Source organism: Streptomyces sp. NPDC001415 (assembly GCF_053597395.1).
Genome location: NZ_JBSFIE010000017.1, coordinates 46276 through 63771 on the forward strand (window position 1 = coordinate 46276; position 17496 = coordinate 63771).

Below are 17496 nucleotides of genomic sequence, written 5' to 3' on the forward strand. Positions count from 1 at the left end.
GGGATGTCGGTCTGCTCACGCCGGTGAGTGCGGGGAGTCCGGCCGAGGCGGCGACGGGGGACGGGGCGTTGCTGCGGGCGATGCTCGACGCCGAGGCTGCGCTGCCCCGGGCGCAGGCGGAGATCGGGGAGGTGCCGAGGCGGGCGGCGGAGGCCGTCACGAAGGCGGCGGGGTTGGACGGGTTCGACGCGCGGGGGCTTGCCCTGCGGGCCGGGGCGGGTGGCAATCCGGTGATCCCGCTGGTGGCCGACCTGAGAGCGGCGGTGTCGGAACTCTCCCCAGGTGACGGGGAGTTCGTCCATCGGGGTGCCGCCAGCCAGGACATCCTGGACACCGCGCTGATGCTGGTCGCCGCCCGCACCCTCGACCTGATCGCGGTGGACCTGGCGGCGACGGCCGCGTCCCTGGCCACCCTCGCCGACCGGCACCGGACCACCGTGATGGCGGCCCGCACCCTGACCCAGCACGCCGTCCCGACGACGTTCGGCCTGAAGGCGGCGGGCTGGCGCGCCCTGGTCCTCGACGCCCACGACCGTGTCGTACGGGTCCGGGCCACGCTGCCCGTACAACTGGGCGGCGCGGCGGGAACCCTGGCGGCGTTCGAGGCGGACGGGACAGCGGGCGAGGAGCTGGTGTCGGCCTATGCTGCCGAACTCGGCCTGTGCGCCCCGCAGTTGCCCTGGCACGTGTTGCGTACGCCGGTGGCGGATCTGGCCGGGGCGCTGGCGTTCTGCGCCGGGGCGCTGGGGAAGGTGGCGGCGGACGTACTGGTGCTGTCCCGCACGGAGGTGGGTGAGGTGGCCGAGGGCACCGGCGGGGGCTCCTCCTCGATGCCGCACAAGAACAACCCGGTGCGCTCCGTGCTGCTCGCCTCGGCGGCCCGGCAGGTCCCGGCGCTGGCCTCGGTCCTGTACGCCTCGATGGCGGCGGAGGACGAACGCCCACCGGGGGCGTGGCACGCGGAGTGGTCCCCACTGCGGGAGGCGCTGCGGCTGTGCGGGGGTGCGGCGCGGGGTGCGGCCGTGCTGTGCGGGGAGCTGTCGGTCTTCCCCGCGCGGATGCGGGGCAATCTGGCGCGGGGCGAGTTGGCCGGCTCCGCGGGGTGTGTGGGGGCGGCGGAGGGGATGGTTGCCCGGGCCCTGGAGAGGGGGGTGTCCGGCTTACCGGGGCACTGAGGGGGGCTGGCCGGGGCTCCGCCCCAGACCCCGGGGGCGCTTACCCACCCACCCGCCCGTGCGGGGGTGGAAGGGCTGAACCCCTGGGGCTCTGCGTGCCGCCGGTGCTGCTGGACGCCGGCGGTGCTGGGGCACCTCCGGTACTGCGAGGCGTCCTCCCTCTTCCCCTCGGTAGGCCGAGCGCTGGGCGGCGAGCGCCGAGCTGCCAACGCCGGGCTGTGCCCGGGCTGTTGGGTGCTTCCGTCGATGTGCGGTTCGGTCGGCTGCGGGCCGTGCGTGGCTGGTCGCGCAGTTCCCCGCGCCCCTGTAGGGCAGTCAGCGCTGCCGGTGGCTTCCCCGAAGCTTTGAGGGCCAAGGGGGCCAGGGCCTCAACGCTCTCCGACGCGGCCGAACGGGCGGGCGGGTGGGTGACCCCTCCGCCTCAGCCGAGCAGACCCGCACTCACCCTCACCCCTCCCGGAGGCTCCCGTGCTGAACCACCACCTGACCCCCGCCGCAGCCCCCACCTTCACTTCCCGAACCATCGCTTCCCCCGCCCCCACCCTCGTACTCGGCCCCTCCCTCGGTACGACCCTCGCCGTCTGGGATCCCCAACTCCCCGTACTTTCAACGCACTTCAACGTCCTCCGCTGGGACCTGCCGGGCCACGGAAGCTCCCCGGCATGGGATCCGTCACCGCGGCAGCCCACCGTCGAAACCCTGGCCACCCTCCTCCTGAACCTCCTCGAAGAGCTCCGCATAGACACCTTCGGCTACGCCGGAATCTCCCTGGGCGGAGCCGTCGGCGCCTGGCTGGCCGCTCACCACCCCGACCGGGTCGAAGCCCTCGCCCTCCTCTGCACCTCGGCCCACTTCGGCCCGCCCGAACCCTGGCTGGAGAGGGCCGGCACCGTACACGCCAAGGGGATCGGAGGGGTGGCCGACAGCGCGCCGGACCGCTGGTTCACCCCCGCCTTCCGCGCCCCGGAGCACCTCCCCGCCGACCACCACCGCGTGGACCCGGAGTCGTACGCCACCTGCTGCGAGGTTCTCGCCGGGCTCGACCTGCGTCCAGAACTCGCCCGCATCACCGCCCCCACCCTGGTGATCGCGGGCCGGAACGACGTCGCCACCCCGCCCTCCCACGCCCGCGAACTCGCCGACGGCATCCGGGATGCCCGTCTCATGGAACTCCCCCGAGCCGGGCACCTGGCCAACGTGGAGCAGCCCGAAGAAGTGACCGACGCCCTGCTCAGCCACTTCACCAGCACCAGCACCAGCACCAGCACCAGCACCAGCACCAGCACCAGCACCAGCACCAGCACCGGCACCGGCACCGGCACCGGCACCGGCACCAATACCAATACGGGCGCCGGCACCCTGCGAACCGTCGGGGAAGCCGCCCGCCGAGCGGTCCTCGGCGACACCCACGTGGACCGAGCAGCAACCCGCACCACCTCCTTCACCGCCCGCTTCCAGGACTTCATCACCCGCTACGCCTGGGGCGAGATCTGGGGCGGCGGCACCCTGGACCGGCGCACCCGCAGTGTCATCACGCTCACCGCACTCGTCGCGGGCGGCCACAAGGACGAGCTGGCGCTGCACGTGCAGGGCGCCCTGCGCAACGGCCTGAGTCCCGACGAGATCGGCGAAGTACTGCTCCAGTGCGCCGTGTACTGCTCCGTCCCCGCCGCCAACTCCGCCTTCGCCATCGCGGAACGGGCGATCAACGAGTACGCGGCCGCCTCCGACCCGAGGGACAACTGACATGCGGCACACCACCAAGGCCCCCACCCGCACCACCATCGGCATCATCGGCGCGGGCCCCGCCGGACTCCTGCTGGCCCGCCTGCTGCACGACGCCGGGATCGACTGCGTAGTCCTGGAGAGCCGCGACCGCGCGTACGTAGAGCAGCGTCAGCGTGCCGGCATCCTCGAACAGACCACCGTCGACGTCCTGAGGGCCGCGGGCGCGGGCGGGCGCATGGACCGCGAGGGGCTGCCGCACGACGGCATCGAGCTCCGCTACGACCGCCGCTCCCACCGCATCGACTTCCCCTCCCTCGCCGGCGGCCGCCGGGTGATGGTCTACGCCCAGACCGAAATGGTGAAGGACCTGGTGGCCCGGCAACTCATCGACGGGCCACCCCTGTTGTTCGAAGCGGAAGTGACCGGCATCGAAGGGCTCCGCGCAGCGGAGGACACCACCGGCATGAAAGGCGCCACCGGCACGAAAGGCCCCGCCCCCACCACCATCCGCTACCGCCACCCGGCCCGCGAGCCTGGGGCGGGGTCCGGGACCGCCACCCTCACCTGCGACCACATAGTGGGCTGCGACGGCTTCCACGGAGTCGCCCGGGACGCCATCCCCGCTGGGCTCCGCAGAACGTACGAGCGCACCTACCCCTACTCCTGGCTCGGCATCCTGGCCCAAGCCCCGCCCGCGTACGACGAGTTGATCTACGCCCACTCCTCGCGCGGCTTCGCGCTCGCCAGCATGCGTTCGCCCACGGTCAGCCGGCTCTACCTCCAGGTCCCCAACGGCACCGACCCCGCCGACTGGCCCGACGCCCGCATCTGGGACGAGCTCGACACCCGCCTCGCGACCGACGCCGACCCGGCCTGGAAGCTGGAACGTGGCCCCATCGTCGCCAAATCCGTTCTCCCCATGCGGAGTTGGGTCATGGAGCCCATGCGATACGGGCGGCTCCTGCTGGCCGGGGACGCCGCGCACATCGTCCCGCCGACCGGCGCCAAGGGCCTCAACCTCGCCGTTGCCGACGTCGTCGTGCTGGCCCGCGCGCTGGTCCAGCGGCACGTCACCGGGTCGACGGAACTCCTCGACGCCTACTCCGAGACCTGCCTGCGCCGGGTCTGGCGCGCCGAGCACTTCTCGTACACCATGACCGAGCTGCTCCACACGGACCCGGCGCACTCCGCGTTCGAGACCCGGCTCCAGCTGTCCCAGCTCGACCGCATCGCCCACTCGCGGCACGCGGCCGCCGAGCTCGCCGAGAACTACACGGGCCTGCCGATCGCCCCGCCGTCGCCGTAGCCGAGAACCACCGCGAGCTGATCGAGTCCCCGACGGTGCCGACGCCGGTGCCGGCCCCGCCGTGCGCACGTACGCCTCAGAACCGCCCCTCCAACTCACGCGCACGCAGCCCCGCCTGGAAGCGGGAGGTCGCCCCCAGCGCCGCCATCAGCTCGGCGACCCGTCGCCGATACGTACGCAGCGACATCCCGAGCTGCCGCGCCGCCGACTCGTCGGTGTGGCCGCCGCCGAGCATCCGCAGGATCTGCCGCGCCTGCGCATCCAGCCCCGCGGGCCGTCGGCGCAGATGATCGCCGAGGTCCGGGGACGACTCCCAGGCGGCATGGATCAGCGACCTGAGCCCGGCGACGACGTCGGGCGTACGGATCACCGTGTACGTACGGGTCCCGCAGCCGGGAGCACCCGCGAGGATCGCGATGCGCCGGTCCAGGACGATGGTCTCCTGGGCGAGCGGCGCCGCGCAGATCCGGATGTGCGCTCCTCCGGCGGCCATCCTGGCGAGCCGTCGCTCGGCCCGCGCGTCGGGCAGGGCCTGCGGGGTGTAGAGCTTGCGCAGGGCGACGCCGCCGGGCTCCGTGGCGGGGCGCAGCCCGGCGGCGAAGGCGGTGCGCACCCCGACCGACCAGGTCACCGGGTCGGCGGCGGCCACCAGGAACTCGTGCCGTGCCCCCGCGAACAGATGCCCGGCCCGGTCGATGAGCGCCCGCTCGCCGTGGAGCGTCACGATCTGTTGGTCGTCCATGATCCGGCCAGTGTGGGCCGCCCGCCGGATGCGGTCAACGCGCGGCGGGGGCGCCGGGGCGGCCGGAAACTCCTGGCCCCTTCCCACCGGCCCGGAGCGCCCGGCCCCCTCCCGCCTGTTCCCACCTGTTCCGTGTGCGGCCGTGACCTGCCACGCTATTGCGATGACAGAGGTGTTCTTGCGGCGGCTGTCCCGATGGCAGGCCGAGCAGCAACGGGAATCCGTCGCGGACCTGTACGTAGCGGCGTACGAAGATGTCGAGGGCGCGGAGTCGCTGGGGCGGCAGGGGTTTCTGCGCCGCTTCGCGGAGGATGTGCAGCGGCCGGGCTTCGACATGATCATCGCGGGGGATCCGTTCCTGGTCGGCTGTGCGTACGGCTACCCGCCGGGCCGTGAGGGCGAGTGGTGGCACGGCTTCCGGGGCGCGAAGACCGACGGCGACGAGGAACTCGCCACCGCCGACCGGGTGTTCGCGCTGGCGGAACTCATGGTTCTGCCGTCCCGCCGACGCAAAGGCATCGCGACGCGCCTCCAGCAAAGACTCCTGGAACGCCAGGAGGCCGACGTGCTCACCACCCTGATCAGCCCCACCAACACCCCCGCGGCAGCGGCGTACGCGGCCTGGGGCTGGACCAGAACCCCCCGCCCGGCGACCACCACGACCACCCTGGACGCCTGGAACCGCCGCACGACGGGGTGAGGCCCGCCGCGAGTAGCCGCACCGGCGGGACTCCCGTCGCCGCCTACGTCGAAGTCCGTGTCGGCGTTCCAGTCCGGCCCGGCGGCGGCGTCCAAGGCATTCGCCAGGATCCGGGCCAGCCGGTTGTGCCGCTTGGATGCGTGGGGAGTCACCGTGACCATCCCGTCCACGATCTCGATTCCCGCGCACTGCTCCTCGGACCAGGAGTCGTACTGCTCAGCCGTGATCTGCTCGTGCATCCATGCAGGGGCCACCATTGCGGCAGTCATCACGCACCTCCCGGACACCATGCGGGCGGGCCGGATCCCACTGGTTTCAGCGTACTGGCTCAGCCTGGTCGGCACGCTGGACGACCGGCGCACGGCCGCCCCTGCCCGATTGGCGGCCCCATCGCCCGAGCCACACCTCATCCCCCCACCTCCCGAAACGCCTCCCCCAGCGCCAGCAGGCTCTGCGTGAGCCCCGAGCAGGCCACCGTCGCGTAGCTCAGGACCAGGGCGGGGGGACGGGTCGTGTCCGAGAGGGTGTAGAAGGCGCCGCCCCGGGTGAGGACCGAGCGTTGGCGGGCGGCGCGGAGCAGGGGGGCTTCGGCTATGTGGGGCGGGAGTTGGACGTATGCCTGGAGGCCGCTGTCGCCGCCGGTCAGGTGCGCGCCGGGCAGGCACGCGTCCACCTGGCGGCGGATGGTCTGGCGGCGACGGTGCAGTTCCGTACGGAGCTGGCGCTGGTGGCGGTCGAGCGCGCCCGTGTCGATGAAGCGGGCGAAGGCCAGCTGCTCCAGGCCGGAGCAGCCGATGTCCCAGCCCGCGCGTACGTACTCCACCGACGCCATCAGCTCCGAGGGCGCGGCGAGCCAGCCGAGCCGCAGTGCGGGGGCCAGGGTCTTGCTGGCGCTGCCCGCGTACACGACCCGGTCCGGGGCGAGGCTCTGCAGGGCCGGGAGCCGGTCGCTGCGGTGCAGGAAGGCGTTGTCGAAGTCGTCCTCGATGATGTAGCCGCCGACCTCGCGCGCCCAGGCGATCAGCCGCTCCCGGCGCGGCACGCTGAGCCGCACGCCGGTCGGGAACTGGTTGGCCGGGGTCAGCAGGCACGCCCGTACGCCGCTCTGCTCCAGGAGGTCGACCCGGAGCCCGTCATCGTCCACCGGGATGCCCACCACCTGCAGACCCGAGCTCGTGACGAACTCCCGCTCGCCCGGATGCCCCGGGTCCTCCACGGCGAGCCTGGTGTGGCCCCGGTCGAGCAGCACCCGGCAGATCAGGGCCAGGCCCTGGGCGAAGCCCGCGGTGACCATGAGGTCCTCGGGGCGGGTGCGCACCCCGCGCACCCGGCCGAGGTAGCCGGTCAGGACCCGCCGGGCCTGCGGGACCCCGGCGGGTGGGGAGTAGCCGAGCTCCTGGTGGCCCGCGTCGGCGACCACCGCCGTCATGCAGCGGATCCACTCCTGGCGCGGGAAGTCCACCACGTTGGACGTGCCCGTACGCAGGTCCCACATCGCCTCGGGCGCCCCCTCGGGGTCGGGCGGCACGAGGGTGGAGCGGGTGTCCGGGGCGCCGGCCCGCTCCGAGACCGTGGTGCCCGAACCGTGCCTGGTCCGCAAATACCCCTCTGCCGACAGCTGTTCATACGCCTCTACCACGACGCTGCGGGACGCCCCTATATCCAGGGCGAGTTGACGGCTGGACGGGATCCGCGTACCCGGCCATAAAGTTCCGTCCTCAATTAGTTTGCGCAGCGAATTGCGTATCTGAACGGCCAGCGGCAGGCGGGATTCACGGTCCAGAGTGAGGGCGAGCTGCAGAGACAAAGTGGTCTCCTCTCCAGAGGGTGAAGTGGTATGGCTGGGGCGGTCCCGCGTTTGATGGAGTCATTGGGCACACACATTCGTCGCCGGGGGAAAAATCGGCGAGTGGGGGTGGCACGGGGGAGTCCGGCCGAGCAGCCGGGACGTGCGTGACGTGCGGCGCCGAGTCTTCGGCGCGCTGTCGACGTGCTTGATCATTCCTCGAAGCCCCTACGGTCCAGCCGGATCAGGAAGGCTTTCGACGTGTCCTTGTTGTCAGACCTGTCAAACCTGTCAGACGTGTCAAACCTGTCTCATTTGCCAAACCCGCGAGACCTGTCACACCTTTCACATCCGTCAGGGCCATCAGAACTGCCGCAACCGTCAGAAGTACCAGCGTACGACGGCGAATTGCCTCACTCCGAAGCGGTCGCGAGCATTCCGGTCCCGGTCGTTCCGGTCCCGGTCATTCCGGTCCGGGTCGTTTCCGAGGAACTTCCGCAGGTCGACGCGCTGGGTCTCTACGAAGCCCTTGCCCGCACCCGGGAACAAGGTGACGTCTATCTCTTCGAAAGCCTCGACGGCCCGGACCAGGACCGCCACTACGCCGCCGTCGGCTATGGCCGCCTCGCCGAACTACGAGTTCACGCCGACCGGCTGGAACTCGTCGCCGCCGGGCCGCTGGGCGACCGGCTCGCCGCGGCGCTCTCGGTAACCACCGGTGAACCGGGCGCAGTTGCGGGCGCAACGGACGCGGCGGGCGCAACGGGGGTCGTCCGCCAGTGGGCCGTGGGCGACTCCGGCACCGTCTGGCGGGTCCTGCGCGCCGTCCAGGCCCTGTTCGACGTCGACACCACCGTCCCCACGGGCACCTTCGCCTTCGGCTTCCTCACCACGCTGTCGTACGAAGCGGCCTGGGCCATGGAGGAACTGCCCTCCAGCCAGCCCGAGTCGGGACTCCCGCGCTGCACGCTCACCCTCTTCAAGGACACCGTCTGGTACGACCTGAAGAGTGGGCGCGTCCATCACCTTGCCGCCGACGGGCCTCAGCTGGCGCCCGAGGAAGCCGGCCATCCGCCGCTGCGTACCGTGGTCGATTCCGTACGGGCCCGGGGGGCGTCCGACGAGCGCATACCGGAGGCGCCCGTCGCGTCCTCCGTGCACGACACCGTCGACGAAGCCACCTTCATCGAGCGCGCCGAACGCTGCCTCCACCACATCGGTATCGGCGACAGCTATCAGATCCAGATCGGTCATCGCATCGACGTCGAGACCGAGTTGACGCCGCTTGAGGTGTACCGGCGGCTGCGGCACCGTAATCCGTCCCCCTACATGTACCTCGTCCCCTGGGCGGGCCGGACCGTCATCGGCGCCAGCCCCGAGCTGTTCATCAGGGTCGAGGACGACGCCATCTCCATGCGGCCCATCGCCGGGACCGCGCGGCGCGCCGCCGACCCGGACGAGGACGCCCGCCGGGTGGCCGAGCTGCGCGACAGCGCCAAGGAGCAGGCCGAGCACGTCATGCTCGTCGACCTGTGCCGCAACGACATCGGCCGGGTCTGCGAACCCGGCACGCTCTCCGTCGACACGATGATGGAGGTCGAACCCTTCGCATACGTACACCACTTGGTGTCCACCGTGTCCGGCAAGGTCAGGAGCGGTACGGACGTGTGGGCGGCGATCTGCGCCACCTTCCCCGCCGGCACCATGACCGGCGCGCCGAAGCTGCGCGCCATGGAGATCATCAACGATGTCGAGGACCACCCGCGAGGCATCTACGCCGGAGCCCTCGGCCTGGTCGACGTACGTGGCTTCGCGGTGCTCGCCCTGTGCATCCGCACCGCCGTCCACGACGGGGTCCGCTACAGCACCCAGGCATCGGCCGGGATGGTCGCCGACTCCGAACCCGCCGCCGAATGGCGGGAGACACTGGCCAAGCTGAGCGCCACGTACTGGGCGCTGACCGGCGAGGAGCTCCAGAAGTGAAGGTCCTTCTCGTCGACGCGTACGACAGCTTCAGTCACATCATCGACCAGTACCTGCTCAGCCTCGGCGCCGAGACCGAGGTGGTGCGCTCGCGCACCCGCTCCGTGGAGCAGCTCGTCGCCTCCGCCCCCGACGCGGTGGTCCTCGGGCCCGGCCCCGGGCACCCGGTGGACTCGGGGCACGTCGAACTCGTGCACGCCTTCGCAGGACGGGTGCCGCTGCTCGGCGTCTGCCTCGGGCACCAGGCCATCGGGCTCGCGTACGGGGCGCGGATCGCCGTCGCCGAGCGGCTGATGCACGGCAAGACGAGCCCCGTCCGGCACGACGGGCTCGGCGTCTTCGCGGGCGCGGCCCAGCCGCTGACCGTCACCCGGTACCACTCCCTGATCGTCACCGAGCCGCCGTCCTCCGTGCTGGCCGTGACGGCGACCTCGCAGGACGACGGTTACGTCATGGGCGTACGGCACCGTTCGCTGGCCGTCGAGGGGGTGCAGTTCCATCCGGAGAGCGTGATGACCGAAGACGGGATGCGGTTGTTCGGGAACTTTTTGGAGGGGGCGAGAGTGCCCAGCGCCGCGGGCTGAGCGACCCAGCGCTTCGCGCTGGTAGCGCGCAGCCCCGCGCCCCTGAAGGGGCGCGCCCCCTCACCCCGCACGCATCGTGCTGCCCACTTTCTCGGCACCACCCTTGAGAGGAACCCACCCATGTGGCTGCCCAGCACTGGACCCGCCGCGGACTTCGCCGCGCGCTATCTCGAACTTCACCGTGCCTTCTACGACCGCACCCTCACCGACACGGCCCTGCGCGACTGGCGTACGCGGCAGCTCGCCACCGTCCTTGAGCAGGTCAGCACGCGATCCCCTTTCTACAAGCGGCACTTGGAGGACGTCGACCTGGCGTCCGCCACACCGGACGACCTCACCGCGCTGCCCTTCACCACCAAGGCCCACCTGCGTGAGGAGATGCTCGACGTTCTCAGCCGGCCCCTCGCCGACTCCCTCTTCTTCTACGAGACGACCGGCACCACCGGCCGGGCCACACCGTGCCCGCGCGACGGCCGCGAGATCGTGGCGAGCAACGCGCACATCACCGAGTCCTGGGCATCCATCTTCCGTCACCACTTCGGCGAACACGCCCCGCGCATCGGCCTGATGGGCCCCACCGAGGTGCACTCGTTCGGCGACACCCTCGGGGACATCGCCCGCAACACCGGCTCGATGAACGCCAAGATCTGGCCGTATTCGCCCGTCATCGGCTTCGAGAAGGCCCTCCAGCTGATGAAGGACCTCGAACTGGAGGTCATCTGCTGCACGCCGGGCGTCGCCCTCACCCTCGCCAAGGCCGCCGAGCACTACGGCTACGACCTGCGGAAAGACTTCTCCGTCAAGCTGCTCTTCGTCACCGGCGAGATGTGCACACCGGCACTCGCGCACAACCTGGAGACGGTCTGGGGCGCCGACGTCTACAACATTCTGTACGGCTCGCAGGAGGCGTTCGTCATCGCGACCGCCTGCCGCAACAAGCGGATGCACCTCTCGCAGACGAACTACGTCATCGAGGTGGTGGACCCGGAGAGCGGCGAGTCACAAGGGCCGCGCGGGAGTGGCGAGTTGACCGTCACGATGCTGGTCGACGGGGTCAAGCCGCTCGTTCGCTATCGCACCGGCGACGCGGTCGTCGTCGAGGAGTCCGACTGCGACTGCGAGCTGCCGGGCGATCTCGTACGCATCGTCGGACGCACCCTGGACCGGCTCGACCTGGGCGGGCAGCGGTTCACCGCCGGGCAGATCGAGACGGCGGTCATGACCGGAGTCACCGGGTCCGCCGGATACCAGGTGGTCATCGAGCGGGACGAGGCCTCGGGCCAGGACCGGTTGACCGTACGGCTCGAACTGCTCAAGGGGCTTGTCGAGGACGCGGCCGCGCTCAGCGAGACCGTGCGCACCAGGGCCTCCGAGGCGCTCGGGGTGCCCGTCACCGTCGAGCTGAGCGACGGGCTCGACCCGATCGTCAGCACGGGGGCCTTCGTCAGCTGGAAGGCGGCCCGCATCGTGGACCGGCGCACCACCCCGGACCACGAAACCCAGGTGGCACAGAAAATGGCGGCGAACCGTGGCTACGACAACTGAGGCCGGGGCCCTGCCGGGGGTGCTTGCCGAGGAGTACGGCGCGCGCTGGAGCGAGCTGACCGGACGATGGGCCTCGCGACCCGGCACCACGCTGGGCACGCTCGGTCCGGCCGGGACGTCCAGTGACCTGGCCGCGCGATTCCTGGCGGCCGAGCACGGGCTACGGGTCGAGCTGTTCGCCACCTTCGACGACGTGCTGGACCAACTCCTGTGCGGGGTGGTCGAGTTGGCGCTCGTGCCGAGTGCCTATGGCGGGCTCACCGGGTTCCACTGGCACCGGGACCTACGGCTGCGGGCGTTCTTTCCGCAGGCCACGCCCGAGTACGGGATCGCCGCGGCGGGCGGGCTTCCGCCGGGGGAGCTTCCTCCGGGGGAGGGGCCCGTGACCGTTGCCGCGATGTGGGAGGTGCGGCGGATCTACGCGGAGGTCGTGCCGGCGCCGCTGCGCGGGCGGGAGGTTGTGTGGGTGGAGGCGTCCTCCACCCAGCACGCGGCGGCGATCCTCGCGGATGGGGGTGCGCAGCTGGCCGTCACCAATGCGCCGGGTGTGCGTGCGCACGGCTTGCGGTGGGTGGCCACCCGGCCGGGCGCGGAGATCATCTGGACTCTGTTCGGCCGAGCGGAGCCTTCTGGGGGGAGTGGGTAGGTGGGGGTTGCTCTGGCTGAGCGGGCTTGTGTTCGCGCAGTTCCCCGCGCCCCTTTTCGGTATGCGGGTCAGCCCATGCGTCTGCTGAGCCCGCTCGGGGGTGCGTTGTTCGTCGGCTGCGGACCGTGGATGGCTGGTCGCGCAGTTCCCCGTGCCCATAGCGGGGCTGATCTTGGCAGTGTGCACCCCTGAGCGGGGTCGGCCTCTTGCGTGCCGCCCGCACCGGCATCTTCGGCCCGTCATGCGAACACGGACCGCAGCAGCCCGCTTCTAGCCCGTCCGGCGTTTGAGGACGAGCGCCCTTTAGGCGCGATACGGGGTCTGGGGCGGAGCCCCAGGAAACACGGCTTCCCTTTCCGATTCCAACCCCCGGAGGGTCTCGGGGAGGGGTGGGGCGGGGCGGCCTCCGGGGTCTGGGGCGGAGCCCCAGCGCACCCCCGCCCGGACGCAACCCCACCCCGCCCCGCCGGGCCGCACCCCCATCGCTCCCACACCCCCCTACTCACCCCCCCTGGAGGCCCCCAGAATGCCCGCAACAACCGGAACCCCCCGCAAGAAAACCCTGCTCCACCGAGCCACCGTGCAGGAGGGCGTCGGGCGGGCCTCGCTGCCCAACCGCAGCGTGCTGGTCGACGGGGAGCGCATCGAGGCCGTGCTCCCCGAAGGTCTCGCCCCGCTGCACTCGCCCGACATCGACGTGCTCGATCTCGACGGGCGGACCGTCATGCCCGGCATGACCCTCGGGCACACCCACATCGCCTACCTGAACGTTCTCGACGGGCGCGAGATGCTGTTCAAGTACTCCGTCCCCGAGGTCACCCTCGCCGCCGCCGAGAACACCACCCATCTGCTCGGGCTCGGCTACACCGCGTTCGTCGGGGCGGGGTCGGTCGCCGGGATCGACATGGCGTTGCGGCGGGCCGTCGACTCGGGGCGGTTGGCCGGGCCCCGGATCACGCCGTGCAGCCGGGACCTGATGGTGTCCGGGCCGCCAGAGCGGCGTAACCCGGAGGTCAAGAAGCGGATCCCGTCCGATCTGATGCGGCTCGCGGACACCCCGGAGGAGATGGCCGAATACGTCGCCGGGGAGATCGCCCAGGGCGCGGAGATCGTGAAGGTCTTCTCGTCCGGGGACGACACCTTTCCCAATGGCAGGTCTCATGAACTCCTCTTCACAGCAGAGGAGTTGAAGGTTGCCGCCGAGACCGCGCACCGGCTCGGCGCCAAGGTGCGGGCCCACTCGCGCGGGCTCGCCGGGATTCGTAACGCCATCGCCGCCGACGTCGACGTCATCGACCACGCCACCTACGCCGACGACGCCGCGCTCGACGCCATCGCCGAGCGCGGGATCTTCGTCGTGCCGAGCCTCTACCAGCCGCACATGCTCCTCACCACGGGCGCCGAGCACGGCAAGACCAGCGAGTATCTGGAGACGCTGGAGTTCGAGGCCGAGATCGAGAACACGCTGCGGATCCTGCCGCTCATGGTGGAACTCGGCATCCCCGTCGTGGCCGGGGACGACTTCGGGTTCGCCTGGACCCCGCACGGCAGCTACGCCAAGGAGCTGGAGCTGTACGTCACGATGGCCGGTATCCCCGCCCCCACCGTGCTGACCTGGGCCACCGCCAACGGTGCGCGGCTCGCCGGGCGCGGGGACGAGGCCGGTGTGGTGGCGGCGGGCCGGCTCGCCGACCTCGTCGTCACGGACGGCGACCCCGCCGAGGACATCTCCGTCCTCAGCCGCCCCGGCGCGATCGAACTCGTCCTGCTCGGCGGCGCCCCCGTGGCGGGCGACGCCACCCCCTTCCGTACCCGTATCCCGGCTGGAGCCTCGTGATGAGCAGGACCCGAGCTGTACTTCCCGTCCTTCCGGTGCTCGCGGTGGGCGCGTTCGCCATCGGCACGGACACCTTCGTGGTGGCCGGGGTGCTGCCCGAAGTCGTCGACGGGCTGAAGTCCAGCCTTGCCGATGTGGGGTGGGTCAGTACGGTCTTCGCGCTGACCTATGCCGTGCTCGCGCCCGTGCTCGGCGCGCTCACCGGGCGGGTCGAGCGGCGTACCGTGCTGGTCATCTCGCTGGTGGTCTTCGCGCTCGGCAACGCGGCATCCGCCCTGGCCCCGAGTCTCGGCTGGCTGCTCGCGGCCCGGGTCGCGACGGCTGCGGGAGCCGCGCTCTACATACCGGCGGCCTCCGCTTCCGCCGCCGCCCTCTCGGCTCCGGAGCGGCGCGGGCGGGCCATGGCGGTGGTGCTGGGCGGGCTTTCCGCGGCGACCGTCGCGGGCGTGCCGTTCGGGACCTGGCTGGCCGCCGACCTGGGGTGGCGCTCGACGTTCTGGCTGCTCGCCGGGCTCGGCGTGGTGTGTGCGGCCGCCGTCGCGGGCGGGCTGCCCGAGGTGCGGCTGCCGGCGGCGCCCGGGCTCGCGGCACGGCTCGCCCCGGTGCGGGACGCGCGCGTTCTGTTCACCGTGCTCACCACCCTGCTGTTCATGACCGGCGGCTACCTGGTCCTGACGTACATCGGCGCGGTGCTCGCCCCCGCCACCGACGGCAACGGCACCACGCTGGCGCTGCTGCTCCTCGTCTTCGGCGTGCTCGCGGTGGGCGGTACGGTCCTGGGCGGGCGGGCCACCGACCGGTTCGGCGCGACGCCCGTGCTGCTCGCATCCGTCGCGGGCCTGGCCGTGGTCCTGGCCACCCTGCCCCTGACCCGGGACGGGTTGGCGACCGCCGCGCTCGCCATGGGGGCCTGGGGCATCACCGCCATGGCTACTCAACCCCCGCAGCAGCACCGCCTGTTCGCGATCGCACCCACCTCCGGCCCGCTGCTGCTCTCCCTGAACTCCTCGGCCACCTTCGCGGGCATCTCCCTCGGCGGTTTCATCGGCGGCAGGGTGATCGCCCACGGCGGCGCACACGGCCTCGACCGGCTCGGCCAGTTCGGCGCGGTGCTCGCGGTGCTCGCCCTGGGGACGGCGCTCATCGGCGTACGGGTGAGGACGGCGGGTCCGGGTGCCGGTGCGGCCGAGGCTCCTGCCGCGCCCAGCCCTGCGGGGAAGTCCGGCTGAGAGGGGAGCGGGAGCCTGAGCGGCACCAGGGCCCCCAAGTGGACTCCTGGAATTGCCGGGAATTGGCCACAGCCGGACCCCCTCCCGCTCCCTACTGTCGGGACCGTCATCAGCGGTCCGCCTGGAAACAGCCACGGAACAGCCCGGAACAGCCCGGTACGGCCCCGGAACAGCCACGGAATCGAAGGAACACGCCTTGGAGACCTCTCCCAGCAGCCCCGGCAGCGCGCAGATCCTCAGTGTCACCATCGACGCGCGGCTTTCGGAGCGGGTGCCCGGCTATGTGCTCGGCCTGATCGCCGTACCGGACATCGACGTGGTGCGGGAGTCCGCGGAGGTGGGCGCGCGGCTCACCGCCGCCGAGGACGCGCTGCACGCGGCCGGGCTCAGCAAGGCGGACGTCTCCGCGCTGCCCGCGATCGCCGCCTGGCGGGACGCCTACCGCACGGTCGACGTCAACCCGAACAAGTTCCCCTGCGCCGCCGAGTCGGTCCTTCGCCGGGTGGCCAAGGGCGACCGGCTGCCCCGGATCAACGCCCTGGTCGACCTCTGCAACGCGGTCTCCCTGGACAGCCGGCTTCCGGTCGCGTCCTGCGACGTGGGCGACATCCAGGGCGAGTTGGAGGTGCGGCTCGCCTACGGGACCGAGGTGTTCGCGCCGCTGGGCGCACCCGACGCCACCGAGATCCCCGACCCGGGCGAGGTCGTCTACGCCGACGGGCAGGGCCGCGCGCACTCGCGGCGCTGGAACTGGCGCCAGGGCGACGTGATCAAGACCGATGTCGGCCGCCGCAGGCTGCTGCTCACCGTGGAGTCCGCGCACGAGGGCGGCCGGGCCGTCGTCGACGAGGCGCTGGAGCGGCTCGTCGTGGCGCTCACCGGGCTGGGTGCCGAGCCGGGACGGCCGCTGGTGCTCGACCGGACCGCGCCGACCGGGGACCTGTTCGCAGCCGCCTCGGCCGCGACCGTTCGCTGATGCCGCATCCCACTCCGCAGAACCCGTCGTATGAGGAGCACCGCATGAACCCCTCGATCCTGGTGGTCTACCGGCCCGCCGCGGGGCGCTACACCGCCCAGTTCCGCAGTGTCGTCGCGGCCGCCGCCGAGCTGGGCGTGGCCAGTGTGGTGCTGCTGCCCACCGGCTGGGAGGCCCCCGAGGCCGACGGGCTGCCGCGGTACCACGCCGACCTGGACGACACGGCGGCCGTACGCGCCGCGGTCGACGCCATCGTCGCCGAGCACCGCATCGAGCGGATCTTCCCGCTGTTCGAGGGCGACGTGCTTCCCGCGAGCCGCGCCCGCCGGGACCACGACATCCCCGGCCTCACTCCCGACCAGGCCCTCAACTTCCGCGACAAGAACGTCATGCACCGCAGGGCCGAGGAGCTGGGTGTACGCGTCGCCCGCTCCTGCCGTCCCGACACCGTCACGGCGGTCGCCGAGTTCGCCGAACAGGTCGGCTATCCCGTCGTCATCAAGCCGTACGCGGGCTGGGCCTGCGGCAACACCTACCGGGTGGACAGCCGGGCCGAACTCGACGGCGTCTGGGGGGAGATGGGGGACGACCGGCACGAATACCGGGTCGAGGAGTTCATCCGCGGCACCGAGTTCCACGTCGACTCGCTGTTCCAGCGCGGCGAGGCCGTCTTCGAGCAGCTCTCCCAGTACACGTACTCCGTCCTGGACTACCGGGACGAGCCGGGCGGCACCATCTCCCGCAAGCACGACCTCACGCCCCGCGAGCAGCGCATCCTGGAGCTGAACACGGTGGTGCTGCGCGGGTTCGGCCTGAGCACCGGTGTGGTGCACGCCGAGTTCTTCCTCCTGGACGACGGCGAGATCGTCTTCGGCGAGGCGGGCGCCCGGGCCGGCGGCGGGTCGATCGTGCCCGCCATCGAGGCCGGGCGCGGCATCAACCTCGCGGGTGAATGGTGCCGCCTGGAACTCGACCCCGACCACCGCCCCGCCGCCCGGCTCGGCCCGGAGGTCGGCACCGAGTACCTGTCGTCCGGCGAGTACGGCACGATCACCGCCATCACTTCGGCCGCCGAACTGACCGCCCTGGAAGGCGTGGTGGACGCGGACGTGTGGAAGCACGTCGGCGACGTACTCGCCCCGCCGACCGCCTCCAACGACGTGCTCGGCTGGTACGTGTGCGAGGGCGTCGACTTCGAGGACGTGAAGGCCCGCTTCAAGACCGTACGGGACAGCTTCCGCGTAGAGACCGAGGCGTAG

14 protein-coding genes and 1 pseudogene are annotated in these 17496 nt (G+C 71.7%); 12 read left to right on the plus strand and 3 right to left on the minus strand.

Annotated elements, in window-relative coordinates:
• Window positions 1-23 precede the first annotated feature (23 nt).
• The 3 genes from pcaB to ACWC2B_RS22745 all read left to right on the plus strand — a co-directional run bounded on the left by pcaB (window position 24) and on the right by ACWC2B_RS22745 (window position 4209).
• Window positions 24-1175 (plus strand): 3-carboxy-cis,cis-muconate cycloisomerase, encoded by a 1152-nt coding sequence (gene pcaB, locus ACWC2B_RS22735; RefSeq protein WP_450719340.1) that lies wholly within the window; start codon window positions 24-26, stop codon window positions 1173-1175.
• Between the two features lie 468 nt (window positions 1176-1643).
• Entirely contained in the window at window positions 1644-2921 is a 1278-nt protein-coding gene (pcaDC, locus tag ACWC2B_RS22740) for a bifunctional 3-oxoadipate enol-lactonase/4-carboxymuconolactone decarboxylase PcaDC (protein WP_450719342.1), read from the plus strand.
• Between the two features lies 1 nt (window position 2922).
• Window positions 2923-4209: a 4-hydroxybenzoate 3-monooxygenase gene (locus ACWC2B_RS22745; RefSeq protein WP_450719344.1), complete on the plus strand. Its 1287-nt coding sequence runs from the start codon at window positions 2923-2925 to the stop codon at window positions 4207-4209.
• Between the two features lie 76 nt (window positions 4210-4285).
• Here the strand turns inward: ACWC2B_RS22745 and ACWC2B_RS22750 are convergent, their stop codons facing one another.
• Window positions 4286-4951 (minus strand): DNA-binding response regulator, encoded by a 666-nt coding sequence (locus tag ACWC2B_RS22750; RefSeq protein WP_450719346.1) that lies wholly within the window; start codon window positions 4949-4951, stop codon window positions 4286-4288.
• Between the two features lie 163 nt (window positions 4952-5114).
• Here ACWC2B_RS22750 and ACWC2B_RS22755 point away from each other — a divergent pair, with 163 nt between their 5' ends.
• The gene (locus ACWC2B_RS22755) at window positions 5115-5651 is read left to right on the plus strand and encodes a GNAT family N-acetyltransferase (protein WP_450719348.1); all 537 of its coding nucleotides are present in this window, start codon (window positions 5115-5117) and stop codon (window positions 5649-5651) included.
• A gap of 44 nt (window positions 5652-5695) precedes the next feature.
• Here ACWC2B_RS22755 and ACWC2B_RS22760 read toward each other — a convergent pair.
• Together ACWC2B_RS22760 and pdxR are read right to left on the minus strand one after the other, a co-directional pair.
• Window positions 5696-5920 (minus strand): annotated as a pseudogene (locus ACWC2B_RS22760) (Uma2 family endonuclease); the annotation flags it as partial.
• A 137-nt stretch (window positions 5921-6057) separates the two neighbouring features.
• A complete protein-coding gene (gene pdxR, locus ACWC2B_RS22765; RefSeq protein WP_450719350.1) occupies window positions 6058-7458 on the minus strand; it encodes a MocR-like pyridoxine biosynthesis transcription factor PdxR in 1401 nt (466 codons plus the stop codon).
• A 387-nt stretch (window positions 7459-7845) separates the two neighbouring features.
• Here pdxR and ACWC2B_RS22770 point away from each other — a divergent pair, with 387 nt between their 5' ends.
• The 8 genes from ACWC2B_RS22770 to ACWC2B_RS22805 all read left to right on the plus strand — a co-directional run bounded on the left by ACWC2B_RS22770 (window position 7846) and on the right by ACWC2B_RS22805 (window position 17496).
• On the plus strand, window positions 7846-9420 hold the full coding sequence (locus ACWC2B_RS22770; protein ID WP_450719352.1) for an anthranilate synthase component I family protein: 1575 nt from the start codon (window positions 7846-7848) through the stop codon (window positions 9418-9420).
• Window positions 9417-10004: an anthranilate synthase component II gene (locus ACWC2B_RS22775; protein ID WP_450719354.1), complete on the plus strand. Its 588-nt coding sequence runs from the start codon at window positions 9417-9419 to the stop codon at window positions 10002-10004. The genes ACWC2B_RS22770 and ACWC2B_RS22775 overlap by 4 nt, the downstream gene beginning before the upstream one ends.
• Before the next feature lie 120 nt (window positions 10005-10124).
• Complete coding sequence (locus tag ACWC2B_RS22780) at window positions 10125-11549, plus strand: phenylacetate--CoA ligase family protein (protein WP_450719356.1); 1425 nt, start codon at window positions 10125-10127, stop codon at window positions 11547-11549.
• Window positions 11533-12195, plus strand: a complete 663-nt coding sequence (locus tag ACWC2B_RS22785) for a hypothetical protein (RefSeq protein ID WP_450719358.1) — start codon at window positions 11533-11535, stop codon at window positions 12193-12195. The genes ACWC2B_RS22780 and ACWC2B_RS22785 overlap by 17 nt, the downstream gene beginning before the upstream one ends.
• A gap of 526 nt (window positions 12196-12721) precedes the next feature.
• Window positions 12722-14032 (plus strand): amidohydrolase family protein, encoded by a 1311-nt coding sequence (locus ACWC2B_RS22790; protein ID WP_450719360.1) that lies wholly within the window; start codon window positions 12722-12724, stop codon window positions 14030-14032.
• Complete coding sequence (locus ACWC2B_RS22795; protein ID WP_450719362.1) at window positions 14032-15261, plus strand: MFS transporter; 1230 nt, start codon at window positions 14032-14034, stop codon at window positions 15259-15261. The genes ACWC2B_RS22790 and ACWC2B_RS22795 overlap by 1 nt, the downstream gene beginning before the upstream one ends.
• A 196-nt stretch (window positions 15262-15457) precedes the next feature.
• Entirely contained in the window at window positions 15458-16237 is a 780-nt protein-coding gene (locus ACWC2B_RS22800) for a B3/B4 domain-containing protein (RefSeq protein WP_450719364.1), read from the plus strand.
• Between the two features lie 44 nt (window positions 16238-16281).
• Window positions 16282-17496 (plus strand): ATP-grasp domain-containing protein, encoded by a 1215-nt coding sequence (locus ACWC2B_RS22805; RefSeq protein WP_450719366.1) that lies wholly within the window; start codon window positions 16282-16284, stop codon window positions 17494-17496.

What these genes read in the sequence shown, in the direction of transcription:
- ACWC2B_RS22745 (WP_450719344.1), top strand. Translation starts at nt 2,923, where the DNA reads ATGCGGCACACCACCAAGGCCCCCACCCGCACCACCATCGGCATCATC.
- ACWC2B_RS22750 (WP_450719346.1), bottom strand. Translation starts at nt 4,951, where the DNA reads ATGGACGACCAACAGATCGTGACGCTCCACGGCGAGCGGGCGCTCATC.
- ACWC2B_RS22755 (WP_450719348.1), top strand. Translation starts at nt 5,115, where the DNA reads ATGACAGAGGTGTTCTTGCGGCGGCTGTCCCGATGGCAGGCCGAGCAG.
- ACWC2B_RS22780 (WP_450719356.1), top strand. Translation starts at nt 10,125, where the DNA reads ATGTGGCTGCCCAGCACTGGACCCGCCGCGGACTTCGCCGCGCGCTAT.
- ACWC2B_RS22790 (WP_450719360.1), top strand. Translation starts at nt 12,722, where the DNA reads ATGCCCGCAACAACCGGAACCCCCCGCAAGAAAACCCTGCTCCACCGA.
- ACWC2B_RS22795 (WP_450719362.1), top strand. Translation starts at nt 14,032, where the DNA reads ATGAGCAGGACCCGAGCTGTACTTCCCGTCCTTCCGGTGCTCGCGGTG.
- ACWC2B_RS22805 (WP_450719366.1), top strand. Translation starts at nt 16,282, where the DNA reads ATGAACCCCTCGATCCTGGTGGTCTACCGGCCCGCCGCGGGGCGCTAC.